Genomic DNA, 22,269 nt, shown 5'->3' with positions numbered 1-22,269 from the left:
CGTCACAGCCGCTGGATGATCGTCCCCGTCGCCAGCGCGCCGCCCGCGCACATGGTGATCAGCGCGAACTCCTTGTCGCGGCGCTCCAGTTCGTGCAGGGCGGTGGTGATCAGGCGGGCGCCGGTGGCGCCGACGGGGTGGCCGAGCGCGATGGCGCCGCCGTTGACGTTGACCTTCTCCAGGTCCTGGTCGAAGACGCGGGCCCAGGACAGGACGACGGAGGCGAACGCCTCGTTGATCTCGACGAGGTCGATGTCCTTGAGGGTCATCCCGGCCTTGCCGAGGACGGCGCGGGTCGCGTCGACGGGCCCGTCGAGGTGGTAGTGCGGGTCGGCGCCGACGAGCGCCTGCGCCACGATGCGGGCGCGCGGGGTGAGTTTGAGGGCGCGGGCCATGCGTTTGGAGGCCCACAGGACGGCGGCGGCGCCGTCGGAGATCTGCGAGGAGTTCCCGGCGGTGTGGACGGCCTGCGGCATGACGGGCTTGAGGCCGGCGAGCGCCGCCATGGAGGTGTCGCGCAGCCCTTCGTCGCGGTCGACGAGGCGCCACATGCCCTGGCCCGCGGCCTGTTCCTCCTCGGTGGTGGGGACCTGGACGGCGAAGGTCTCGCGCTTGAAGCGTTCCTCCGCCCAGGCGGCCCGGGCGCGCTGCTGGGAGCGGACGCCGAGCGCGTCGACGTCCTCGCGGGTCAGTCCGCGGCGGCGGGCGATGCGCTCGGCGGCCTCGAACTGGTTGGGCAGGTCGACGTGCCACTCGTCGGGCCAGGGTTTGCCGGGGCCGTGCTTGGAGCCGCTGCCGAGCGGTACGCGGGACATCGCCTCGACGCCGCAGCCGATACCGATGTCGATGACGCCGGAGGAGATCATGTTGGCGACCATGTGGTTGGCCTGCTGCGAGGAGCCGCACTGGCAGTCGACGGTGGTGGCGGCGGTCTCGTAGGGCAGGCCCATGGTGAGCCAGGCGTTGCGGGCGGGGTTCATCGACTGTTCGCCGGCGTGGGTGACGGTGCCCCCGACGATCTGCTCCACGCAGTCGGGCTGGAGGCCCGTACGGCCGAGGAGTTCGCGGTACGTCTCGCCCAGGAGGTAGGCGGGGTGGAGGTTGGCGAGCGCGCCCTGGCGCTTGCCGATGGGGGTGCGTACGGCTTCGACGATGACGGGTTCCGCGGCCATGACTGACTCGTCCTCTCCTCGCGTCCGCGGGGCGTGGCGGCACCCACGGAAGAAGAACTAGTACGCGTTCTAGTTCTGCGGTCAGTCTCATGAGCCGTACCCCGGCGGCGCAAGGGGCATGCAGGTGCCGCGTCCGCTCCGTACGTGCCGGAATTTGGCCGCCGGGGCACCCTTGCCCGCGAACGTCCGGCGCCGGGCCCCTTGCCACTTGTAGAACTCGTTACTACCTTCGCCGCGACATCTGATGACTCGTCAGAACCAGTGGTGGCGGCGGCGTCACCCGGCCCGCGACGGCCGGCCGCCGGGCCGCGCCGGACCGGATCAGGAGCCGCCGATGCCATGCCCCGCGCTGCCCGAGGGTTTCGACTTCACCGACCCCGACGTCTACCAGTCGCGCGTCCCGCTCCCCGAGTTCGCCCGGCTGCGGCGGACCGCGCCGGTGTGGTGGTGCGCGCAGCCGCACAACATCGCCGGTTTCGGCGACGACGGCTACTGGGTGGTGACCCGCCACGAGGACGTCAAGGAGGTGTCCACCAAACCGGACATCTTCTCCGCGCACCGCAACACGTCGATCATCCGCTTCAACGACTCCATGACCCGCGACCAGATCGACGTCCAGAAGCTGATCATGCTGAACATGGACCCGCCCGAGCACACCCGGGTCCGGCAGATCGTGCAGCGCGGCTTCACCCCGCGCGCGGTGCGGGCGCTGGAGGGCGCGCTGCGGGAGCGCGCCGGGAAGATCGTCGAGGGCGCGCGCCGCTCCGGCTCCGGCGATTTCGTCACCGACATCGCCTGCGAACTGCCGCTCCAGGCCATCGCGGAGCTGATCGGCGTCCCCCAGGACGACCGCGCCCGCATCTTCGACTGGTCGAACAAGATGATCGCCTACGACGACCCGGAACTCGCCATCACCGAAGAGGTCGGCACCACCGCCGCGATGGAGCTGATCTCGTACGCGATGAACCTCGCCGCCGACCGCAAGGCGTGCCCCGCCGCCGACATCGTCAGCAAGCTGGTCGCCGCGGAGGACGACGGCAACCTCGGCTCCGACGAGTTCGGGTTCTTCGTGCTGCTGCTGGCGGTGGCGGGCAACGAGACGACCCGCAACGCCATCACCCACGGCATGCACGCCTTCCTCACCCACCCCGACCAGTGGGAGCTGTACAAACGCGAGCGGCCCGCCACCGCCGCCGAGGAGATCGTGCGCTGGGCCACCCCCGTCGTCTCCTTCCAGCGCACCGCCACCCGGGACACCACCCTGGGCGGCGCGCGGATCCGCGAGGGCCAGCGGGTCGGCATCTTCTACGCCTCCGCCAACAACGACCCGGACGTCTTCGCGCGCCCCGAGGTCTTCGACATCACCCGCGACCCCAACCCGCACCTCGGCTTCGGCGGCGGCGGACCGCACTTCTGCCTCGGCAAGTCCCTCGCCGTCCTGGAGATCAACCTGATCTTCCAGGCGATCGCCGACACCCTGCCGGACATCGCCCTCACCGACGCCCCCCGGCGCCTGCGCTCGTCGTGGCTCAACGGCGTGAAGGAGATGCGGGTGCGCTACGCGTAGCCGGCACCCCGCCGTACGGGACGGGCCCGCTGCCTCCGGGACGGCGGGTCTTCGTACGCCACCGGGCGGTGATCTCCGTACGCGCTCGGGGCGGCGGGCGGTACGGGCGCCCGAGGGCGCGGGGCCACGGGCGCCCCGACGCGCAGACGGCCGAAAACCGTCGCACGCGTGTCCTTGCCAGCGGACAGCGGCGGAATTACATTCAACTCGCCGGTAACACCCGCGGTAACACCGGTAGTTCAGCGACGACGGCAGTGCGCCGACCACAGGCCCTGCCCCGTCCCGCTCCCGTTTTGCCGCACGGCCCCCCGTGCCCCGCGCCGCCCGACGGCCGCGGCGCCCGGACCGTACACCGCGCATCCGCACCTGGCACGCCCCCCACACGTTCGACAGCGCGACCCACCGCACTCATCGAAGGGGATCCGTCGTGAAGGACGCACACGGCAGACATGTCACGGGACGCATCAGTTGGCGGCGGTTCGCCGTGCTGACCGTCCCGGCCGTCGCCACCACCGCCGCCCTGGGCATCGCCCTCGCCAACGGAGCGCTCGCCGCCTCGTTCGCCGTCTCGGGACAGCAGTTCAAAGTGTCCGCGGACCGCCTCACGGGCGACGGATTCGCCCAGTACGGCAGCGTGGACACCAACGCGAGAGGCGACCTGCTGCCGGTCGCCGTCACCGCCATCAAGACCGCTGAGCTGCACCACCTGTGCCAGTCGGTCGTCACCCGCCTGCCGGTTCTCGGCGACATCTCGCTCAACCTCACCGCCGGCGCCGGCGAACCCGTCCGGGCGACCAACCTCTTCGTCGACGCCACCCAGCTCTCCGGCGACGCGTCCTTCCACGGCATCGAGATCGGCCGGGACGCCTCGACGCTGAGCAAGGGACCGGCCGACGCCAAGGGCCTCCAGGACCTCTTCGCGCAGCAGGCCGACGACATCGCCATCAACCACCTGCGGCAGACCGCCTGGTCCACCAACGCCGGAACATTCCGGCTCTCCGGGCTCAGCATGAAGATTTCCAAGGGCGCGAAGGAATGCTTCTGAGGTGGGCGCCGCCACCGTCCGCGCCCGCTGGCGGCGCTGGCGCCGGAGCCGTCCCTTCTGGGGCGGACTGGCGGCGGCGCTCGCCGGGGCCGAGATCTGCGCCCTGCCGCTGGCCCCGCTGAAGATCATGCTCCAGCAGGGCATCGCCGGAGTCCCGTCGGTACTGATGGGGCTGGTGATGATCCTGATGGGCCTGTCGGCGTGGTTCACCCCGCAGCACCGGACCCTCGCCGGCGTCCTGACCGTCCTCGGCGCGACCGCCGCACTCGTCATGTCCAACCTCGGCGGCTTCCTCCTCGGCACCGTCCTCGGCATCCTCGGCGGCGCGCTGATCTTCGCGTGGCAGCCGGTGACCGCCGATGTGGCGGAGGGGGACGGCACGTCGGGCGGGGCGGAGGACGCCGGTGCGGCGGGTCCGGAGACAGGTCCGGAGGCGGGTCCGGAGGCAGGCACGGCGGCGGGCCCGGCTCCGACGCCCGGAAGGTCCCGCCCGTAGCCCGGCAGGAGTGACGCGCAGGACCTCTCCGCACCGGGCCCGGCGGATGCCCGCACCTTCGCGGCGCACCTCCCGCAGGGCGCCGCCGTACCCCGCAGGACCTCTCCGTACGGCACCCCCTGGCCGACCGGCCCCGTACGGCTGCCGTTCCACCTCGCTCACCCCGCGCGCGGCTCCCCCGCGCGCGCCCACCGCGCCGCGCGGCCGTGCCGCTGTGCGCCGCCGCGCGGGATGGCACCACCGCACTTCCCCCTCACCGCCCGGACTCTCCGGGCACCCACCCGTACGAAGGAGATCAGCGATGTCCCAGCATCTGACCCGTACCGTGCTCACCGCGTCGGCCGGTGTCGTGGCGGCCCTCGGGCTGACGTTCGCCGCGACCGGACCGGCGACCGCCGAGCCGGCGCCCGCGCCGGGGACGGCCGCCGCGTCCACCACCGTCACGCCCGCCGGGCACGCCTTCGCCGCGAAACTCTCCGGCTCGGCGACGTTCTCCGCCGGGTCGGTGACGGTGACCTGCACCGCCTCCGAGGCCACCGGGAAGGTGCCCGCCGCGCCCGGCAACACCAACGCCTCCGGGCCGGTGAGCAGCGCCGTCTCCGCGCCGACCTACAGCTCCTGCACCACGAGCATGCCGGGCGTCAGCGCCACCGTCACCACGACCGGCGACTGGACCGTGGCCCTCCAGAACGGCTCCCCGGCGACCGCCGGGCTGGCCATGCCGTCCGGCGGTTTCGTCCTGAAGACCAGCGGGCTGGCGACGTGTACGGTGACCGCCGCGCCGACGGCGGCGGCGACCGTCAACGGCACCTGGACCAACGGCGCGCCCTCCACCCTGAAGTTCACCGACGCGGCGGTGCCGGTGAAGGTCGAGGGCGGCTTCGGCTGCCCGACGACCGCGACCAGCTCGAACTTCAACGCCACCTACGCGGTCAGCGACACCACCGACGCGGGGTCCCAGATCACCGTCGGCGGCTGAGCACCACCGGCGGCTGACCGTCTTCGGCGGCTGAGCACCGCACCGCCGACGCACCGCCGACGCACCGCTCTCGCACCGGTCGGCCCACGCACCGCACCGGTGGTGCCGCCGGTGGCCGCTCCCCCACGGCCACCGGCGGCACCACGGGGCGGCGGGACGGCGAGGCGGCGGGACGGCGGCCCGGCGTCCGTACGGAACCGGACCGCCGCCCCGGGGCCGCACGGGACCGGCACCCGCCGCCTCCACCGGCCGGCGCCTCACCGACCGCCCAGGACGAAGCCCACCGCCGCTGTCACCACCGCGACCGTGCCCGCCGCGTACCCGGTCAGCAGCCGTCGCCGCAGCGTCCGGTGGACGGCCTCGTACTCGGCGCGCAGTTCGGTGGCGCGGGCCGCGATCCGCTCCAGACACTCGCGGGAGACCTCGGTCCGGTCGCGGCAGTAGTGCCGTTCGACCTCCGCGCGCTGGGCCTCGGTGAGCCAGGGCAGCCCGGCGCAGAACGCCTCCGCCCGGCTCCGTGCCCGGCGCTTCTCCGCCTCCCACAGCAGGAAACCCTCGATCTCGTTGATCGCCGCGTCGGTCCGCATCCCGTCGGTCGTCCCGCTCATGCCCGGCCGCTCCGCCCGGACACCGACGCCGCCCGCTCCCCGCTCCGCAGCGCGTCGTCCTCGGCGGCGATCTCCGGGTGGTGCAGATCGAACGCCGGGGATTCGGACCGGATACGCGGCAGCGTCAGGAAATTGTGGCGCGGCGGCGGACAGGAGGTCGCCCACTCCAGGGAACGGCCGTATCCCCACGGATCGTCGTCCGCGACCTTCTCCCCGTATTTCGCGGTCCGCCAGACGTTGTGGAAGAAGGGCAGGACGGACAGGCCGAGGAGGAAGGAGAAAATCGTGGAGACGGTGTTCAGGGTGGTGAAGCCGTCGGCCGCGAGATAGTCCGGGATACGGCGGAGCATGCCTTCCGCACCCAGCCAGTGCTGGACGAGGAAGGTGCCGTGGAAGCCGATGAACAGCGTCCAGAAGGTGATTTTCCCGAGCCGTTCGTCCAGCATCTTGCCGGTGAACTTCGGCCACCAGAAGTGGAATCCGGAGAACATCGCGAAGACGACCGTACCGAAGATGACGTAGTGGAAGTGGGCCACCACGAAGTACGAGTCGGTGACGTGGAAGTCGATCGGCGGGGAGGCGAGGAGGACGCCGGTCAGACCGCCGAAGACGAAGGTGATGAGAAAGCCGATCGCCCAGAGCATCGGCGTCTCGAAGGAGAGCGATCCTTTCCACATCGTGCCGATCCAGTTGAAGAACTTCACGCCGGTCGGCACGGCGATGAGGAAGGTCATGAAGGAGAAGAACGGCAGCAGCACGCCGCCGGTGGCGTACATGTGGTGCGCCCAGACGGTCACCGAGAGCCCGGCGATGGAGATCGTCGCGGCGATCAGTCCGATGTAGCCGAACATCGGCTTACGGGAGAAGACCGGAATGACCTCGGAGATGATCCCGAAGAACGGCAACGCGATGATGTAGACCTCCGGGTGCCCGAAGAACCAGAAGAGGTGCTGCCACAAAAGCGCCCCGCCGTTCGCCGCGTCGAAGATGTGCGCCCCGAATTTCCGGTCCGCCTCCAGGGCGAACAACGCGGCGGCGAGCACCGGGAAGGCGAGCAGGACGAGAACGCCGGTCAGCAGCACGTTCCAGGTGAAGATCGGCATGCGGAACATCGTCATGCCGGGGGCGCGCATGCAGATGATCGTGGTGATGAAGTTGACCGATCCGAGAATCGTGCCGAATCCGGAGAGCGCCAGTCCCATGATCCACATATCGCCGCCGATACCGGGCGAGCGGACCGCCCCGGAGAGCGGCGAATACGCGAACCAGCCGAAATCCGCCGCCCCTTGCGGGGTGAGAAACCCACCCACGGCTATCAGCGACCCGAAGAGATAGAGCCAGTACGACAGCATGTTCAGCCGGGGAAAGGCGACGTCCGGCGCGCCGATCTGCAACGGCATGATCCAGTTCGCGAATCCGGCGAACAACGGCGTCGCGAACATCAGCAGCATGATCGTGCCGTGCATCGTGAACGCCTGGTTGAACTGCTCGTTCGACAGGATCTGAAGGCCGGGCCGGGCGAGTTCGGCGCGCATCAGCAGCGCCATCACCCCGCCGACGCAGAAGAACGCGAACGCGGTGACGAGATAGAGCGTGCCGATCGCCTTGTGGTCCGTGGTCGTCAGCCACTTCACGGGAGTTCTCATGCCCGGTAGGTGTCCGGCGCCCCGCCCCGCGTCACCGCCGGGGCCGTGGGATGGATCACCCCGGCGGCGTGTGACGATCGGGGGCGTGCCGGACACCAACCGATCATGAGCACGGACGAAGCCTTCGCCGCTGCCTACCGCGCCCACTACTGGGCGGTCAGCCGTTTCGTGGCGCGACGGCTGGACGGGCAGGCGGACGAGGTCGAGGAAATAGTCGCGGAGGTCTTCTCCACCGCCTGGCGCCGCCGCGCGGACCTCCCCGACTCCCCCCTGCCCTGGCTGTACGGGGTGGCCCGCAACTGCCTGGCCAACACGGTGCGCGGCAAGGGCCGCCACCGCCGTCTCCTGCACCGCCTGGGCAACCACGAGATCGCCCACCGCAGGGGCACGGTGGAGAGCCCGGACGCGGAGCGGCCCGGCTCCTGGGTCCACGAGGCGCTCGCCCGGCTCTCCCCGGCCGACCAGGAGGTGCTGCGGCTGACGGCGTGGGAGGAGCTGACCGTCGACGAACTGGCCGTCACCCTCGGCTGCGGCCGCGGCGCGGCGGCGATGCGGCTGCACCGGGCGCGGGGGCGGCTCCGTACCCAGATCGACCGGATGCGGACGCCGGTGTCCGCGCGAGCAGGAGGCGAGTGCGATGGATGACGAACTGGAGCTGCTGCGCTCGGCCGACCCCGCGCCGGCGCACACCGGGCCGTGGCGGGAGCGGCCCCTCGACCACCGGGCCGAGCGGGCCCTGAACCAGTTGCTGTACCGCAACCGCCGCCGCCAGATCGGCCGCCGGCTGGTACTCCGTGCCGAGGCGGCGGCGCTGGCCCTCTTCGCGGTGCTCGCCTACACCCTCTCCGGGCCCGGCGCCGCCCCGGCGGCCGCCGTCCCGGCCGCCCTCCAGGTGCGGTCCGGCGGCCCGTCCCTGCCGCTGACCGAGCTGGCGCGGCGCGCGGAGAGGTACGCGGACGCGGCGGATCCGGCGGCCGGGCCGCGCCGCGGCAGCCATGTGCAGAGCTGGTACCTGGACCGCCGCACCGGCACCGCGGACGCGCCGCCGGTCACCGTGCCCGAGGAGCGGCTGACCCGGTGGAACACCGACGGCAGCGGCACCGAGCTGGTGGTGGCGACCGATCCGCGCCATCCGGGCCGCCCGGTGATCCACACCACCGGCGACGGCCGCCGCAGCACCGTCGAGGACGGCAAGGTGCTGCACCGGGTGGCGTACCCGGCGGGCGCCGAGGCGTCCGGCGGCGGCCTGGCGTCGCGGACCCCGCCGCCCGACGACCCCGAGGCGCTGCGGCGGCTGCTCGGCGCGCTGTACGGCGGGGCCGACGGCGGGACGCCGCAGTTGCTCCAGGCGCTCTCCGCGTTCCGTCAGGAGTGGACACCGGGGCCGCGGGAGAACGCCGCGGTCGTGGCGCTGCTCGCCACCGCCCGCGATCTGCGCCCGGCGGGCCGGGTCACCGACCGGCTGGGCCGCCCCGGGCAGGCGTACGTCTGCACCGGGCGCGCCGGGGCGATGGACGGCATCCGCCAGATGCTGATCCTCGACCCGGCGACCGGCCGCCTCCTCGGCAACGAGACGACGACCACGGCGGCCATCCCCGACGCGCGGGTGGCGGCCGGTGCGGTGCTGTCGTACGAGGCGTGGCTGGAGTGACCCGGGCCGCCCGGGTGGCGGTCGGCCGGGTGGCGGTCGGCGCGCACCGGGCGGATCCTTGAGTGACGCGACGATCCCCCGGCGCGGTGGCCCGACGGGCCGCCGCGCCGGTCGTGCGTACGGGGGCGGTGCGACGGCCCGCTCGGGCGGGCGGCGGGTCGTCCGGCGCGGGTCACCGGCCCTGCCCGGTGACGTCGTCCGGCGGGCGGAGAAGCGCGTGTGAGGAGCGGGCGCGGAAAGGGCGCGCACCGCGTGTGGGCCGCGTCACCCCGGCGCGCGGTTGCGGGCTCTCACCGCGATATGGCTCACACCACGGGACCTCGCCGGAAGGCCCGCGAAGGCACGTTTGGCCTGCGGAGAGCGGGTAGGCGACCTCTTGCGCGGTCAACCGTGCACCGTCCGTGATGACCGGGTCTGCCCCTATGGTCGACTTTCGCCCGTCACCCCGTGACGGGACTTTTTCTTGTAGTCGACCCAGAGAGCGCAGGCGAGCGAGCACGTGCCGACGCAGTCCCCCGTCGCACCGGGGCCCCGTGACAAGGGCGGCAAGGGTGGTGGCCGGATGGCCGCCGCATCCGACTCGGAACAGCGCACCGGGGGCACGTCCTCCAGAGAGTCCACCGGCGAGGTGACGGTCGTCGAACCGGCGATGGTCAAGCGCGCGGTCTCCGCCGCGGCGCTCGGCAACGCCATGGAGTGGTTCGACTTCGGCGTCTACAGCTACATCGCGGTCACCCTCGGCAAGGTCTTCTTCCCGTCCGGGAACCCGACGGCGCAGTTGCTGTCGACGTTCGGCGCGTTCGCCGCGGCGTTCCTCGTCCGGCCGATCGGCGGCATGGTCTTCGGCCCGCTCGGCGACCGCATCGGCCGCCAGAAGGTCCTCGCCCTCACCATGATCATGATGGCGGCGGGCACCTTCTGCATCGGCCTGATCCCCTCGTACGCCTCGATCGGCGTCGGCGCCCCGATCCTGCTGCTCGTCGCCCGCCTGGTGCAGGGCTTCTCCACCGGCGGTGAGTACGGCGGCGCGTCCACCTTCATCGCCGAGTACGCGCCCGACAAGAAGCGCGGCTTCCTCGGTAGCTGGCTGGAGTTCGGCACCCTGGCGGGCTACGTCGGCGGCGCCGGTCTGGTCACCTTGATGACCGCGCTGCTCTCCACCGACGCCCTGCTGTCCTGGGGCTGGCGGATCCCGTTCCTGATCGCGGGCCCGATGGGCATCATCGGCCTCTACCTGCGGATGCGGCTGGAGGAGACCCCGGCGTTCGCGCAGTTGGAGGCGGAGGCGCGGACGAAGGAGAAGGAGCGGCGCGAGGCGGAGAAGCGCGTCGGCGTCCGCGAGATGATCTTCGGCCAGTGGCGTTCGATGCTGCTCTGCGTCGGCCTGGTCCTGGTCTTCAACGTCACCGACTACATGCTCCTGTCGTACATGCCGAGCTATCTGACCTCGGAGCTGAAGTACGACGAGACCCACGGGCTGCTGGTCGTCCTCGCGGTGATGGTCGTGATGATGTGCGTCCAGCCGTTCGCGGGCCGGCTCAGCGACCGCTTCGGCCGCCGCCCGGTGATCGCCGCGGGCTGCGCCGGGTTCCTGGTGCTGTCGGTGCCCGCGCTGCTGCTGATCCGGCAGGGCTCGCTGCTCGCCATCGCCCTCGGGATGAGCGCGCTGGGCCTGCTGCTGGTCTGCTTCACCTCCACGATGCCCTCGACGCTGCCCGCGCTCTTCCCCACGAAGGTCCGCTACGGCTCGCTGTCCATCGGCTTCAACATCTCCGTGTCGCTGTTCGGCGGCACCACCCCACTGGTCGTCACGGCGCTGATCGGCGCCACCGGCGACCGCATGATGCCCGCCTACTACATGATGGCGGCGGCCGTCATCGGCGGTATCGCGGTCTGGCGGATGTCGGAGAGCGCCCGCAAGCCGCTGCCCGGCTCGCCCCCCGCGGTGGAGACCGACGCGGAGGCCCGCGAGGTCGTCCGCATCACCCGCCAGAAGGCGACCGCGGCCGCCTGACCGGCGTCCCGTCCCGTACGGATACGGATACGGGGAAGCGACGGAGGAGCCCGGTGCCGGTGCGGCACCGGGCTCCGGCGCGTCCGGGGGGCGCGCCGTGGGGCCGCGCGGTGGCCGCCCGGGGACCCGTACGCGTCCGGAGGCCGCCACCGGCCCGGCGTCCGCTCGGGGGACCTGGCCCCCGGCCGCCCCGCTGGATGGGGCACGATGGCGGCATGAGCATCGTGAAGATCAACGCACTCACCGTCCCCGCCGAGCAGCGTGAGGTTCTGGAGCAGCGGTTCTCCTCCCGTGCCGGGACCGTCGACTCGTCCGACGGGTTCGAGTGGTTCGAGCTGCTGCGGCCCGTCGAGGGCACCGACCAGTACCTCGTCTACACCCGCTGGCGCGACGAGGCGTCCTTCCAGGCGTGGATGGAGGGTCCGATGAAGGCCGCCCACCAGGGTGGCGGCGAGGGCGGCGGCGAGCGGCCGAAGCCCGCGGCGTCCGGCTCCACCCTCTGGTCGTTCGAGGTCGTCCAGCAGGCCGGTCCGAAGCAGGGCTGACGCGGTGCCGGTCCTCCGAAGGGCCGGCGACCTGACCGATCCGGGGCGCCCGCCCACCGCGGGCGCCCCGCCCGCGTCACCGGGACGAGGGCTCCCCCGGGGCAACTCTTCCGGCCCTGCCGCGGCCTCTGGGGGCCGTCCGCACCGTGACTCCGCACCGTGACGCGGCCCGGGAACGGCGGCCCGGGAGTACCGGGACCGCCCCCGGGCCGGAGCCCGCACCGGCAGCGCGGCCGGGGTGGCCCGCCGCCCGTCCCCTCACTTCGCCAGATCCGGCGGCCGTGGTGCCGGGCCCGTACGGGGCAGGGCGTGGCGGGCGTCGCCGTTGTGCGGTTCCTCGGCGTCCGAGCCGCAGAGTTCGCTGGTCAGCTCGCGGACCAGTTCGGTCAGATCGGTCGGCCGGTCCTTGGTCCACCAGTCGCCGAGCATCCGGGCCAGCGACTCCTGCCGGGCGTCGGCAAGCCGCTCCGCGACCACCCGCCCGGTGTCGGTGAGCCACAGATCCAGACCCTCGCGGACGGCGAGACCGCGCTCTTCGACCTGTCGGGTGGCCTCGGAGATCACGCCGAGCGGCACGGTGGTGCGGTCGGCGAGCAGGGCCGGTTCCACCGAGCCGTGGTGCCGGATGCGCAGCAGCAGCCAACTGGCCGCCGGTTTCAGATCGAGCCCCGCCCGCTCGGTGATCTTCTCGTAGACCCGTTTACGGCCCTCCAGGCTGCCGAGGCGGGACAGCGCGCGGGCGCACTCCTCGTACGAGGAGCGTTCGACGGGGTTGGAGGACAGCACCTCGGTGGTGTCCGGCGCGGTCACGCTGGAGCGCAGCGGCTCCTCCTTCAGGAACCACGCGAGGACGAACGCGACGAGGACGACGGGCACCGCGTAGAGGAAGACGTCGGTGATCGAGGTGGAGTAGGCGTCGAGCACGCCGGAGCGCAGGGCGGGCGGTAGCTGGCCCGCGACGCGCGGGTCCTCGGCGATGACCGACGGTGAGATGCCCGGGGGCAGCGGGCGGCCCGCGACCGCGTCGGCGATGCGCGGGCCCAGCTTGTTCGCGAAGATCGTGCCGAAGATGGAGACGCCGAAGGACGCGCCGATGGAGCGGAAGAAGGTCGCGCCGGAGGTGGCGACGCCGAGATCCTGGTAGTCGACGGCGTTCTGCACGATGAGCACCAGCACCTGCATGACCAGGCCCAGCCCGAAGCCGAAGACGAAGAAGTACAGGCTCATCACCGCGACGCCGCTGGCCGGGCCGAGCTGGTGCAGCAGGAGCAGACCGAGCGCGGTGACGGCGGTCCCGGCCAGCGGGAAGACCTTGTAGCGGCCGGTGCGGCTGACGATCTGCCCGGACGCGGTCGACGACAGCAGCATGCCGAGGACCATCGGCAGCATGTGCACACCCGACATGGTCGGCGTGACACCCTGCACGACCTGGAGGAAGGTCGGCAGGTACGTCATCGAGCCGAACATCGCGAAGCCGATGACGAAGCCGATGACGGCGGTCAGCGCGAAGGTCCGCATCCGGAACAGGCGCAGCGGCAGCACCGGTTCGGCGGCCCGCCGCTCCACCGCGACGAACGCGGCCAGCAGCACCAGCCCGAGGACGCCGAGCCCGATGATCTGCCAGGAGCCCCACGGATAGGTGACGCCGCCGAGCGAGGTCATCAGCACGAAGCAGGCGGCGACCGCGGCGATCAGGGCGGTGCCCTGGTAGTCGATGCGGTGCTTGGTCCGGCGGACCGGGATGTGCAGTACGGCGGCGATGACCGCCAGCGCGATCGCGCCGACCGGCACATTGATGTAGAAGACCCACCGCCAGCTCAGATGGTCCACGAACACCCCGCCGAGCAGCGGCCCGAGCACACTGGTGGCGCCGAAAACCGCCCCGAAGAGCCCCTGGTACTTCCCGCGTTCCCGGGGCGGCACGAGGTCCCCGACGATCGCCATGGACAGCACGATCAGCCCGCCGCCGCCGAGGCCCTGGAGCGCCCGGAAACCGATCAACTCTCCCATGTTCCGGGAGAGCCCGCAGAGTACCGAGCCGATCAGGAAGATCACGATGGCGGTCTGGAAGAGCTTCTTGCGGCCGTACTGGTCACCGAGCTTGCCCCACAGCGGGGTCGCCGCCGTCGATGCCAGGAGGTAGGCGGTGACGACCCAGGAGAGGTGGTCGAGTCCGCCGAGGTCGCTGACGATCGTGGGCAGCGCGGTGGCGACGATGGTCTGGTCGAGTGCGGCGATCAACATGCCGAGCAGCAGTGCGCCGATCGCGACGAGGACCGATCCCCGGTCCCCGGTCCCGGCGGGCCCCGCCGGTGCCGCGGTGTGCTGCGCCATGAGCGTCTTCCCCTCTTCCGGCCTTCCGGACCCCGTTTCCGGGAGCCCGCCGGCCGCCCGCCACCGGGCTCCCGGCCCGGTACTTCCGGCGTTCCGGGGCCGTACGGTCTCCGGCGTCCCGGCCCGTACGGTTTCCCGGCCGGCCCGGCCCGTCCGGTGCGCGGGCACCGTGTCCGGCGCGCGGTGACGCCACCGGGTACGGCCGTCCGCGGCGGTCGGCCACTTCCTCCATCCTCGGGGTGATGGCCGGATCCGGCCCGCCGAGCGCGGGAACAACGCCGGTGCGGCGGCCCGCCGGGAGACGGCGCACGGCGCGGCGTCCGGACGATGCGCCCCCGCGCACCACCCCGCCGCGCCGTGCGCCGCGCCCGCCCCGTGCGGCCACCCGGCCGCCTTGTGCCGTACGCCCACCGGATGTGCCGGAGTACCTGCGCGCGCCGGGGCGGCGCTGGATAATCGCAGCGGCCGAACGCCCGCCGTGCCACCGCGGGCCGGGGCACGTCCGCGCGGCTCCGCCGTACGCCCGGAGGCGGGGACGGCGGACCGCTCCGGGGCCACCGCGCACACGTCGGGTTTCCGGGCACCGCGGGAGGAACCGCTGTGACGTCTGCGAGGTGCCCGTACTGCCTGGCGCCGGAGAGCGGCGGCGGCCGCCCCGCCTGCCTGTGCGCCGTCTCCGCCCCCGACGACTTCGCCCCCCTCCGCTTACGCCCCTACGTGACACTCCCCGACCCCGAGGACCCCGGCCCGGGGTACACGCCCACCCTCCCGCAGGCCGGCCCGGCGTACGCACCTGCCGCCGCACCGCTCGCCGCGGCCTCCGCGCCAGCGGTCCCGTCCACCGACCCCGCGTACGCGTCCACCGCCACGCCCGACAACCCCGCGTACGCGTCCACCGCCACGCCCGACGACCCCGCGTACGCGTCCACCGCCACGCCCGACGGCCCGGTGTACGCGTCGGTCGCCCCGCCCGCCGACGCGGTGTACGCGTCCGGTGGGCCGTCGGCGCCGGACGGCGGCGCGTGGCGGCGACCCGCTCCGCGCGTCCCGGCCCAGGGGCCGGCGCCCGCCGCCCGGCCGGGGAGCGGGGGCGTACCGCCCGCCGCCCCGCCGGCCCCGGGTGACCCCGCGTGGCGGTCCGGCCCGGAAGCTCCGGCCGGGGGCGCGCCGCCTGCCGGAGGCCCGCCACCCACCGGCCGGCCCTGGCCCGGAGGGCCACCGCCCGCCGCCCGGCCATGGGACGGAAATCCGCCGCCCCCCACCCGGCCAGGGGCCCCCGCCGCCCGGCCACGGGCCGCGACCCCGCCGCCCGTCGCCCCGCCGTGGGCCGGGGCCACGCCGTCCACTGTCCGCCCGCCGCTCGCGCCGTTGCCCGACCTGCGCGGGCTGCGGGGTGTCCGTCCGGTGGCGCGGGCCGGGGCGGTGCGCCGGAGCCGGGCGGGGGTCGCGGGGCCGACGTCGCGGACGGTGTGGTGTCCGGAACCCGCCGACGAGGTCCGTACGCCGCCGGGCGCGCGCCCGGGGAGGCGTGCCGTGCCCGCCGTCCTGGCGGTGGCCGGTACCGCGGTGGCCGTGACCGCCGGGCTGCTCGGGGGCGACCCGCTCGCCGACCGGCGCGAGGACCGGGCGGCATCGCCCTCCGGCGGCACGGTGCCGACCGCCGGGGACACCGCTCCCGCCGACGACCGCGTCCCGGCGGGCGCGCTGCCGCCGTCCCGCTCCGCCACCCGCGCCGCCTCCCCCGGCCCCGCCCCGGACGCGGCCGCCTCCGCCCCCGGCACCTGGCACCCGCGCCCGCCGGCCCGCGCCACCACCGCCCCGCCGGCCCTCCGCGAGGGCGCCACCGGCCGCCGGGTGACCGAACTCCAGCTCCGTCTCCGCGAGTTGGGCCTCTACACCGCCCCCGTCGACGGCCGCTACGGCCCGGCCGTCCGGGACGCGGTGACCCGCTACCAGACCCACTACGCCGTCCCGGACGACCCCCGCGGCGTCTACGGCCCCGCCACCCGCGCCTCCCTGGAGTCCCGCACGTACGGGCCGTAGGGACGGGTGACACCTCACGGGGACGGGGCGCGGGGACCGGGGTCCGTCCCCGGGGCGCCCCGGGGACGGGCCCGCGGATGAACGGAGACGCCGTCACGTCCGGACGGGGCGTGGCGGGTCCGCCGGACCGTAACCGGAGCGCGTCCGTGCCTCGGCGGGCCCCGCGCCACCACCCCGAGCGCACCCCCGCAGCCGTGACATCAGGCACACCCGGGCCGCCCCGCACCCGGCCGTGGCAAGAGCGCGCGAGCGGCGGCCAAGGGCCCCTCACGGGCCGCTGACCAGGCACGGCGGGTCCGGGATCGCCGCCGGACCGGCCCGGGGCGAGAGGTGGCGGGCCACGCGCTCCCGGGTGTGCACGCGGCGTTCATCCGCGGGTCCGCGAACGTTCGGCGGGGGGCCGGTTGTCCGCACCCCGGCGCGCTTTGTATCGTGTAGGAACAAAGTGGTTCCGCCCGCACTCCCTGACCGGCGGGCGGAGCCGCTTGACCTCTCCCCGCGGCACCGGGCGCGCAGCGGCCCCGCCCTCCTGACGGCGCCCCCGCCCCTCGTAGCGCCCAGGAGTCCGCCGATGCCGGCCACCACCACGCTCACCACCCGCGCCCTGCTGCTGGACATGGACAGCACCCTGGTCAACTCCGAGGCCGTGGTCGAGCGCTGCTGGCTGCGCTGGGCCGAGGAGCGAGGGCTCGACGCCGCGGAGGTCCTGCGGGTGGTGCACGGCCGGCAGGGCTGGGCCACCATGGCCGCCCTCCTCCCGGACCGCCCCATGGCGGAGAACCTCGCCGACAACCGGCGGATGCTGGCGCAGGAGACCGCCGACACCGACGGTGTGGTGCCGGTCCCCGGCGCCCCCGCTTTCATGGCCGCCCTCGCCGGACTGCCGCACGCCCTGGTGACCTCCGCGGACCGCGCGCTGGCCGACGCCCGGATGGGCGCCGCCGGGCTGCCGATGCCCGCGGTACGGATCACCGCGGAGAGCGTGGGCGCCAGCAAGCCCGATCCGGAGGGCTTCCTCAAGGGCGCCGCGGAGCTGGGCTTCGCGCCCGAGGACTGCGTGGTCTTCGAGGACTCCGAGGCGGGCATCGAGGCGGGCCGGGCGGCCGGTATGCGGGTCGTCGGGGTCGGCGACCGGGCGGCGGCCTTCGCGCCGACGGCGCACGTCGGCGACTTGACCGGCATCCGCGTCGAGGCGCTGCCGGACGGCCGGATCGCCCTGCGCCTGCCCGCCGGGGACCCGGCCACGGCGTAACGGCCACCCGGCGCGCGGCCCCCGGCCGCGCGCCCCCGAGCCACCGGGTGGCGCCGTCACCGGCCGCCACCCGGCCGCGGCTCAGCCGGCGATCGCCTCGTAGAGGCTGAACCCGGCCAGCAGCAGCATCACGACCGCCGCCACCTTGGTGATCAGCTTCAGCGGGACGCGCTTCATCAGCGTGCGGCCGCCCAGGATGCCCAGTCCCGCGACGGCCCACAGGCCCAGGACGGCGCCGACGCCGACGGAGACCGGGTCGTCGTAGCGCGCCGCGAGGTTGGCGGTCATGATCTGCGTGAGGTCGCCGAACTCCGCGACCAGGATCATCATGAAGCCCGCCCCGGAGACCTTCCAGAAGCTCTGGTCGGCGGGCTTCTTCACCTCTTCCTCGTCGTCGCCCTTCTTGAAGAGCAGCACGGCGGCGCCCGCCAGGAAGAGCACCCCGACCACGCCCTGGACGAGGCGGTGCGGCAGCAGCGTCAGCACGCTGCCCGCCGCGATGGCCAGCGCCACATGGACGAGGAACGCCGCGGCGACGCCGACGAAGACGTACGAGGCGCGGTAGCGGGTGCCGAGCATGAGACCGGCCAGCGCGGTCTTGTCGGGCAGCTCGGCGAGGAAGATGACGCCGAAGACGACGGCGGCGACGGTAAGGCTGAACACGGGGCGGGATACCTCGTTCGGTCGGGCCGCGCCGAGGGGCCCGTATCCGGGGTCGCTTCGGCACGGCAGCGTCAGGACACTGCGGCCGAAGGTCTCGCTGGCCCGCGTACGCCGGTGATCCGGCGCTCGCGTGCCTCCGGGCGCCGGCCCGCCACGAGGGCGGGCAGTATGTCGACGGTCCGGCGAAGAGCTACTCCCCTTCTGCTCCGGCCAGGGTACGTGGTGCCCCCGCCCCCGCGCGAACGGCGCCGCGGGCACACCGCCCCGCGGCGCCGCGCCGCCACCGGGGCGAACGGCCGCGCCCCGTCCGCCCGGACGCGCCGGAGACCTCCGGACGGACGCCCCGCGGACCGCCGGGCGGCGTGACCGATCCCACGCCCCGGTGCACGTCCGTGCCCCATGGCGAACATCCGCCCGAGGAACCCCGGCGGTCACGGCGGCGCCCCCGCTCCCCGGCGGCGGCGCGCGTCCGCCGCGGGCACACGGGCCCCACCGGCGCGGCGGCATCCGCCGGAGTCCAGGGCCGCCCGGGTACGCCGACGGCCGGCCGTCCCTCGGGTCCGCGGCAGGGGGCGCGTGCGCGGGAGCGCCCAACCCCGGTGCTCCGACACGAACATGGCGCCGCGTCAAGCCCTTGAACTGACGTGGGCATGTCGTCACTCTGTTACCTGGCGCCCGTCCGCCGGTCATCCGAGGCCGTCAGCATGGGCGCCGCCCGCTTCCAACTTCCCCCCACGTCAAGGGAGTTACGATGCCCAAGGTCTACGCGCGTCGCCTCACGGTCGCCGCGGGCTCGGTCCTCGCGCTCGTCGGCACGGTGGCGCTGACCGGCGCCACCGCCGAGGCGGCGCCGCCGAGCCCGCCGAGCGCGGCCACCGCCCGCACCTACCTCGCCGAGATCAAGGAGCAGCCCGAGGGTTCGTCCGACGGCTACAGCCGCGACAAGTTCCCGCACTGGATCACCCAGGAGGGCGCCTGCAACACCCGCGAGGTGGTGCTCAAGCGCGACGGCACCGACGTCAAGACGGACGACAAGTGCGCGGCGGTCAGCGGCACCTGGGTCTCGCCGTACGACGACGCCAAGTGGACGCAGTCGTCGGACCTGGACATCGACCACGTCGTCCCGCTCTCCGAGGCGTGGAAGTCGGGCGCCTCCGCGTGGACGACCGCGCACCGCCAGGAGTTCGCCAACGATCTGACCCACTCCCAGCTCGTCGCCGTCACCGACAACCTCAACCAGGCCAAGGGCGACAAGGACCCGGCGAAGTGGCTGCCGCCGAAGACCTCGTACCAGTGCGAGTACGCGCGGATGTGGATCTGGGTGAAGCACGTGTACGCGCTGACGGCGGACTCGGCGGAGAAGGCCACGCTGACGAAGCTCCTCGACGGCTGCTGATCCCGCGGCGCGAGCATCCCGGCCGGGCGCCCCGGCCGCTCCCTCGCACCCCGCCCGCCCCCGGAACCTCTCCGGGAGGCGGGCTTTCGCGTGTCCGGGACCCGGCGGGCGGGCGGCTCATCGGCGCGGACGGCGCGGACATACGGGGCACTCGGGGGCACACGACACCCGGGGGCCGGGGCGCGTGGATTTCCCGCCGTCCGGACCGTTGAGCGTGGCCGGTCCTGGGCGCATGATTGGTTCAGACCAATTAGGTCCGGCACGGCTCATCATGGGTTAGAGATTGAACTTGCAAGCACTGTTAGGCGTCCCTAACCTATGCCTCCATCGGTTACCCGTCCCCTCCGAAACCGTAGGAGTCCCCACATGTCCGCTCCGCTCAATCCACCCACCGTCGTCCATACCGGCACCGACGCCGCGTCCGCGCCGCTGACCGCGCGGTACGCCCCGCACGTCCTCGCGCTCTTCCGGGTCGTCGTCGGCCTGCTCTTCGCCTGCCACGGAGCGGCCTCGCTCTTCGGTGTGCTCGGCGGCGCGATGGGCACCGGCTCGACCGTCCCGGCGGGCTCCTGGCCCGGCTGGTACGCCGCCGCCATCCAGCTCGTCGGCGGGCTCCTGGTCCTGCTGGGGCTCGGCACCCGCGCCGCCGCGCTCATCAGCTCCGGTTCGATGGCGTACGCGTACTTCTCCGTCCACCAGGGCAGTGCGCTGTGGCCGATACAGAACGGCGGCGAGCCGTCCGCGATGTTCTGCTGGGCGTTCCTGCTGATCCTCTTCCTCGGCCCCGGCGCCTGGTCCCTCGACCGGCTGCTGTTCGGCAACCGGGGCGGCACACCGGAGGCGGACCCGGCGGACGCCCCGAGGGCGACCGTCTGATCCGTCGCTCGGCACGGCGGGGCGTGCGGGCCGACCGCTCACGGTCCGTACGCGCCGCCGCCGGCCCCACGGCGCTTCCCGGGCGCACCGCTCGCCCCCGGGAGGCGCCGTTCCGCGTTCCGGGCGCACCGGGCCGGAACACCCGGGGGAACGTGAAACGAACAACATCTGTCCCCCTGGGACAAAAGCCGCCGCTTCCCAGGCGTACGCTGTATGGCTGTAGAGCCGCCCCTGCCGCCCCATGCGACGTCGCGGCGGGGTTCGGACCGGGAGTGGCACGTTGTTGGAAAGCCTGGGGCCCGTCAGTGGCACCCCATGGATGTACGCGCTGGTCAGCCTCTCGATCGTGCTCGATGTCTTCGTACCGTTCCTGCCCAGCGGTGTGCTGGTGATCGCCGCGGCGACCGCGGCGGCGGGCACCCGGACCGCGGCGGGCGCGGTCGGCGCCACCGTGGACGGCGGCGCGCATCTGCCGGAACTGTTCGCGCTGGTGCTGTGTGCCGCGACCGCGTCCGTCTTCGGCGACATGGTCGCCTACCGGCTCGCCTGGCGCGGCGGCGACCGTTTCGACCGCGCGATCGGCCGCTCCCGCCGGCTGACCGCCGCCCAGCAGCGGCTGGGCACCGCCCTCACCCGGGGCGGCGGCGCCATCGTCGTCCTGGCCCGCTTCGCGCCCGCCGGACGCTCGGTGGTCAGCCTGGGCGCCGGGGTGGCGCACCGTACGGTCCGTGAGTTCCTGCCCTGGTCCGCGCTGGCGGGTCTGGCCTGGGCCGCGTACAGCGTCAGCCTCGGCTACTTCGGCGGGCAGTGGCTGGGCGCCTCCTGGATGAGCACGGTGCTCTCCTTCTGCGCCCTCGTCCTCGCCGGATCGGCGGCCGCGTTCCTGATGCGCCGCCCGGAACGGCGCGCCTCGGCCTGACCGCCGCCGGGCCCCGTCACGCGCCCCCCGTGGCGACCGTGGCCTGACCGGGGACGACGGCGACCGGGCAGAGGGCGTGCAGCAGCACCGCGTGCGCCACCGAGCCGAGCCGCCGCCCGAGCGGCAGCCGGCGGCGATGGCGGGCGACGACCACCAGGTCGCTCTCCAGCGAGGCGTCCACCAGCATCCCCGCCGCGTCGGCGCCGCGCAGCTCCGTCTCCACCTCGACCTCCGGGTGGTGCCTGCGGTACGGGTCGAGGACCTTCGCCAGCTCGGCGGCGAGCGCGTCCTCGTACTCCTGCTGGGTGGCCTCGTAGGCGGCGAGGTATTCGAAGGCGGGCGGCATCAGGAGCGGCCAGGTGTAGCCGGAGAGGACCCGCAGGCGGGCACCGCGGCGGCTCGCCTCGGCGAACGCGAAGCCGATGGCGCCGGGCTCGTCCTCCTCCGCGTCCACGCCGAGGGCGATCTGCGGGCCGCCGAGTCCGAGCCGTTCACCCTCCGCGCGGCGTCCGCCGCCGCGGTCGGGGCGGGGCACGATGACGACCGGGCAGGCCGCCTGACCCGCGGCGGCGAGGCCGTTGGAGCCGAGGAGCAGGCTGGCGAAGCCGCCGCGTCCGCGCGAGCCGAGGACCAGCAGCCGCGCCTCGGCGCCCAGCGCGGGCAGGACCCCGTCGGGCAGTCCGCCGAGGCTGCGGAAGACCGGCTCGGCCTCCCCTTCGGCGGCCTCCCACTCGTCGCGCAGCCGCGCCAGGACGGGGTCGCCGCCCGCTTCCCCGGCGGCGGCCCGCTCCGCGGTGGCGTACGGCCAGACGTGGACGATGTGCAGCGGCGCCGTCTGCACCCGCGCCGCCTCCCGGCCCCAGCGCAGCGCCCGTTCGCTGTCGGGGGATCCGTCCACCGCGACGATGACCGGAAGGTTGCCGTCCATGCGTGACTCCTTGGCTCTGTGGGGTGCTCCCGCGGGCGGGGGCCGGTGGCGCCGGGCGCGTCCGCGGCGCCGGGGCCCGGCACCGTGACCGGAGCGCCCCGGGGCGCCGCCCGTACGGAAAAGCCCGCCCTGCGA

Annotated in this window: 19 protein-coding genes; 13 read left to right on the top strand and 6 right to left on the bottom strand. The window is 73.9% G+C overall.

Annotated elements, in window-relative coordinates; translation table 11 throughout:
• Window positions 1-2: 2 nt before the first annotated feature.
• Window positions 3-1,172, bottom strand: coding sequence for a steroid 3-ketoacyl-CoA thiolase (locus ACGH2B_RS20295; protein WP_399091556.1), 1,170 nt, complete (start codon window positions 1,170-1,172; stop codon window positions 3-5).
• A 334-nt stretch (window positions 1,173-1,506) separates the two neighbouring features.
• Here ACGH2B_RS20295 and ACGH2B_RS20290 point away from each other — a divergent pair, with 334 nt between their 5' ends.
• The 4 genes from ACGH2B_RS20290 to ACGH2B_RS20275 all read left to right on the top strand — a co-directional run bounded on the left by ACGH2B_RS20290 (window position 1,507) and on the right by ACGH2B_RS20275 (window position 5,259).
• Window positions 1,507-2,739 carry a cytochrome P450 gene (locus ACGH2B_RS20290; protein WP_399091553.1) on the top strand — a complete coding sequence of 411 codons (1,233 nt, stop codon included), beginning with the start codon at window positions 1,507-1,509 and terminating at the stop codon, window positions 2,737-2,739.
• A gap of 427 nt (window positions 2,740-3,166) precedes the next feature.
• Entirely contained in the window at window positions 3,167-3,784 is a 618-nt protein-coding gene (locus tag ACGH2B_RS20285; protein ID WP_399091550.1) for a DUF6230 family protein, read from the top strand.
• Window position 3,785: 1 nt separating this feature from the next.
• Window positions 3,786-4,280 carry a DUF6114 domain-containing protein gene (locus ACGH2B_RS20280; RefSeq protein WP_399091547.1) on the top strand — a complete coding sequence of 165 codons (495 nt, stop codon included), beginning with the start codon at window positions 3,786-3,788 and terminating at the stop codon, window positions 4,278-4,280.
• Window positions 4,281-4,581: 301 nt separating this feature from the next.
• Window positions 4,582-5,259 (top strand): hypothetical protein, encoded by a 678-nt coding sequence (locus ACGH2B_RS20275; protein ID WP_399091544.1) that lies wholly within the window; start codon window positions 4,582-4,584, stop codon window positions 5,257-5,259.
• 257 nt (window positions 5,260-5,516) lie between these two features.
• On the opposite strand, the gene ACGH2B_RS20270 is transcribed toward ACGH2B_RS20275, so the two are convergent.
• Entirely contained in the window at window positions 5,517-5,867 is a 351-nt protein-coding gene (locus tag ACGH2B_RS20270) for a hypothetical protein (RefSeq protein WP_399091541.1), read from the bottom strand.
• Window positions 5,864-7,513, bottom strand: coding sequence for a cytochrome c oxidase subunit I (ctaD, locus tag ACGH2B_RS20265; protein ID WP_399091538.1), 1,650 nt, complete (start codon window positions 7,511-7,513; stop codon window positions 5,864-5,866). The genes ACGH2B_RS20270 and ctaD overlap by 4 nt, the downstream gene beginning before the upstream one ends.
• A gap of 105 nt (window positions 7,514-7,618) precedes the next feature.
• Here ctaD and ACGH2B_RS20260 point away from each other — a divergent pair, with 105 nt between their 5' ends.
• The 4 genes from ACGH2B_RS20260 (at window position 7,619) to ACGH2B_RS20245 (ending at window position 11,723) form a co-directional block, all read left to right on the top strand.
• On the top strand, window positions 7,619-8,158 hold the full coding sequence (locus ACGH2B_RS20260) for an RNA polymerase sigma factor (protein ID WP_399091535.1): 540 nt from the start codon (window positions 7,619-7,621) through the stop codon (window positions 8,156-8,158).
• Window positions 8,151-9,164 carry a CU044_5270 family protein gene (locus ACGH2B_RS20255; RefSeq protein ID WP_399091532.1) on the top strand — a complete coding sequence of 338 codons (1,014 nt, stop codon included), beginning with the start codon at window positions 8,151-8,153 and terminating at the stop codon, window positions 9,162-9,164. The genes ACGH2B_RS20260 and ACGH2B_RS20255 overlap by 8 nt, the downstream gene beginning before the upstream one ends.
• Window positions 9,165-9,726: 562 nt before the next feature.
• Window positions 9,727-11,178, top strand: a complete 1,452-nt coding sequence (gene proP / locus ACGH2B_RS20250) for a glycine betaine/L-proline transporter ProP (RefSeq protein WP_399091529.1) — start codon at window positions 9,727-9,729, stop codon at window positions 11,176-11,178.
• A 215-nt stretch (window positions 11,179-11,393) separates the two neighbouring features.
• Entirely contained in the window at window positions 11,394-11,723 is a 330-nt protein-coding gene (locus ACGH2B_RS20245) for an antibiotic biosynthesis monooxygenase (protein WP_345083731.1), read from the top strand.
• A 258-nt stretch (window positions 11,724-11,981) separates the two neighbouring features.
• On the opposite strand, the gene ACGH2B_RS20240 is transcribed toward ACGH2B_RS20245, so the two are convergent.
• Complete coding sequence (locus tag ACGH2B_RS20240; protein WP_399091525.1) at window positions 11,982-14,057, bottom strand: DHA2 family efflux MFS transporter permease subunit; 2,076 nt, start codon at window positions 14,055-14,057, stop codon at window positions 11,982-11,984.
• A 1,533-nt stretch (window positions 14,058-15,590) separates the two neighbouring features.
• Here ACGH2B_RS20240 and ACGH2B_RS20235 point away from each other — a divergent pair.
• On the top strand, window positions 15,591-16,100 hold the full coding sequence (locus ACGH2B_RS20235; RefSeq protein WP_399091522.1) for a peptidoglycan-binding protein: 510 nt from the start codon (window positions 15,591-15,593) through the stop codon (window positions 16,098-16,100).
• Between the two features lie 571 nt (window positions 16,101-16,671).
• Window positions 16,672-17,352 (top strand): HAD-IA family hydrolase, encoded by a 681-nt coding sequence (locus ACGH2B_RS20230; RefSeq protein WP_399091519.1) that lies wholly within the window; start codon window positions 16,672-16,674, stop codon window positions 17,350-17,352.
• Between the two features lie 81 nt (window positions 17,353-17,433).
• On the opposite strand, the gene ACGH2B_RS20225 is transcribed toward ACGH2B_RS20230, so the two are convergent.
• Window positions 17,434-18,015: a TMEM165/GDT1 family protein gene (locus ACGH2B_RS20225; protein ID WP_399091516.1), complete on the bottom strand. Its 582-nt coding sequence runs from the start codon at window positions 18,013-18,015 to the stop codon at window positions 17,434-17,436.
• A 751-nt stretch (window positions 18,016-18,766) separates the two neighbouring features.
• Here ACGH2B_RS20225 and ACGH2B_RS20220 point away from each other — a divergent pair.
• The 3 genes from ACGH2B_RS20220 (at window position 18,767) to ACGH2B_RS20210 (ending at window position 21,206) form a co-directional block, all read left to right on the top strand.
• Window positions 18,767-19,411 carry an HNH endonuclease family protein gene (locus ACGH2B_RS20220; protein WP_399091513.1) on the top strand — a complete coding sequence of 215 codons (645 nt, stop codon included), beginning with the start codon at window positions 18,767-18,769 and terminating at the stop codon, window positions 19,409-19,411.
• Between the two features lie 366 nt (window positions 19,412-19,777).
• The gene (locus tag ACGH2B_RS20215) at window positions 19,778-20,287 is read left to right on the top strand and encodes a DoxX family protein (protein WP_399091510.1); all 510 of its coding nucleotides are present in this window, start codon (window positions 19,778-19,780) and stop codon (window positions 20,285-20,287) included.
• Window positions 20,288-20,606: 319 nt separating this feature from the next.
• Entirely contained in the window at window positions 20,607-21,206 is a 600-nt protein-coding gene (locus tag ACGH2B_RS20210; protein WP_399097164.1) for a DedA family protein, read from the top strand.
• A gap of 16 nt (window positions 21,207-21,222) precedes the next feature.
• Here the strand turns inward: ACGH2B_RS20210 and ACGH2B_RS20205 are convergent, their stop codons facing one another.
• A complete protein-coding gene (locus ACGH2B_RS20205; RefSeq protein WP_399091507.1) occupies window positions 21,223-22,134 on the bottom strand; it encodes a universal stress protein in 912 nt (303 codons plus the stop codon).
• Window positions 22,135-22,269: the final 135 nt, after the last annotated feature.

This window comes from Streptomyces sp. BBFR2 (assembly GCF_044497305.1).
Classification (GTDB): domain Bacteria; phylum Actinomycetota; class Actinomycetes; order Streptomycetales; family Streptomycetaceae; genus Streptomyces.
Note: the sequence above shows the minus strand (reverse complement) of the source record. Positions and strands in the feature narration are given on the sequence as shown.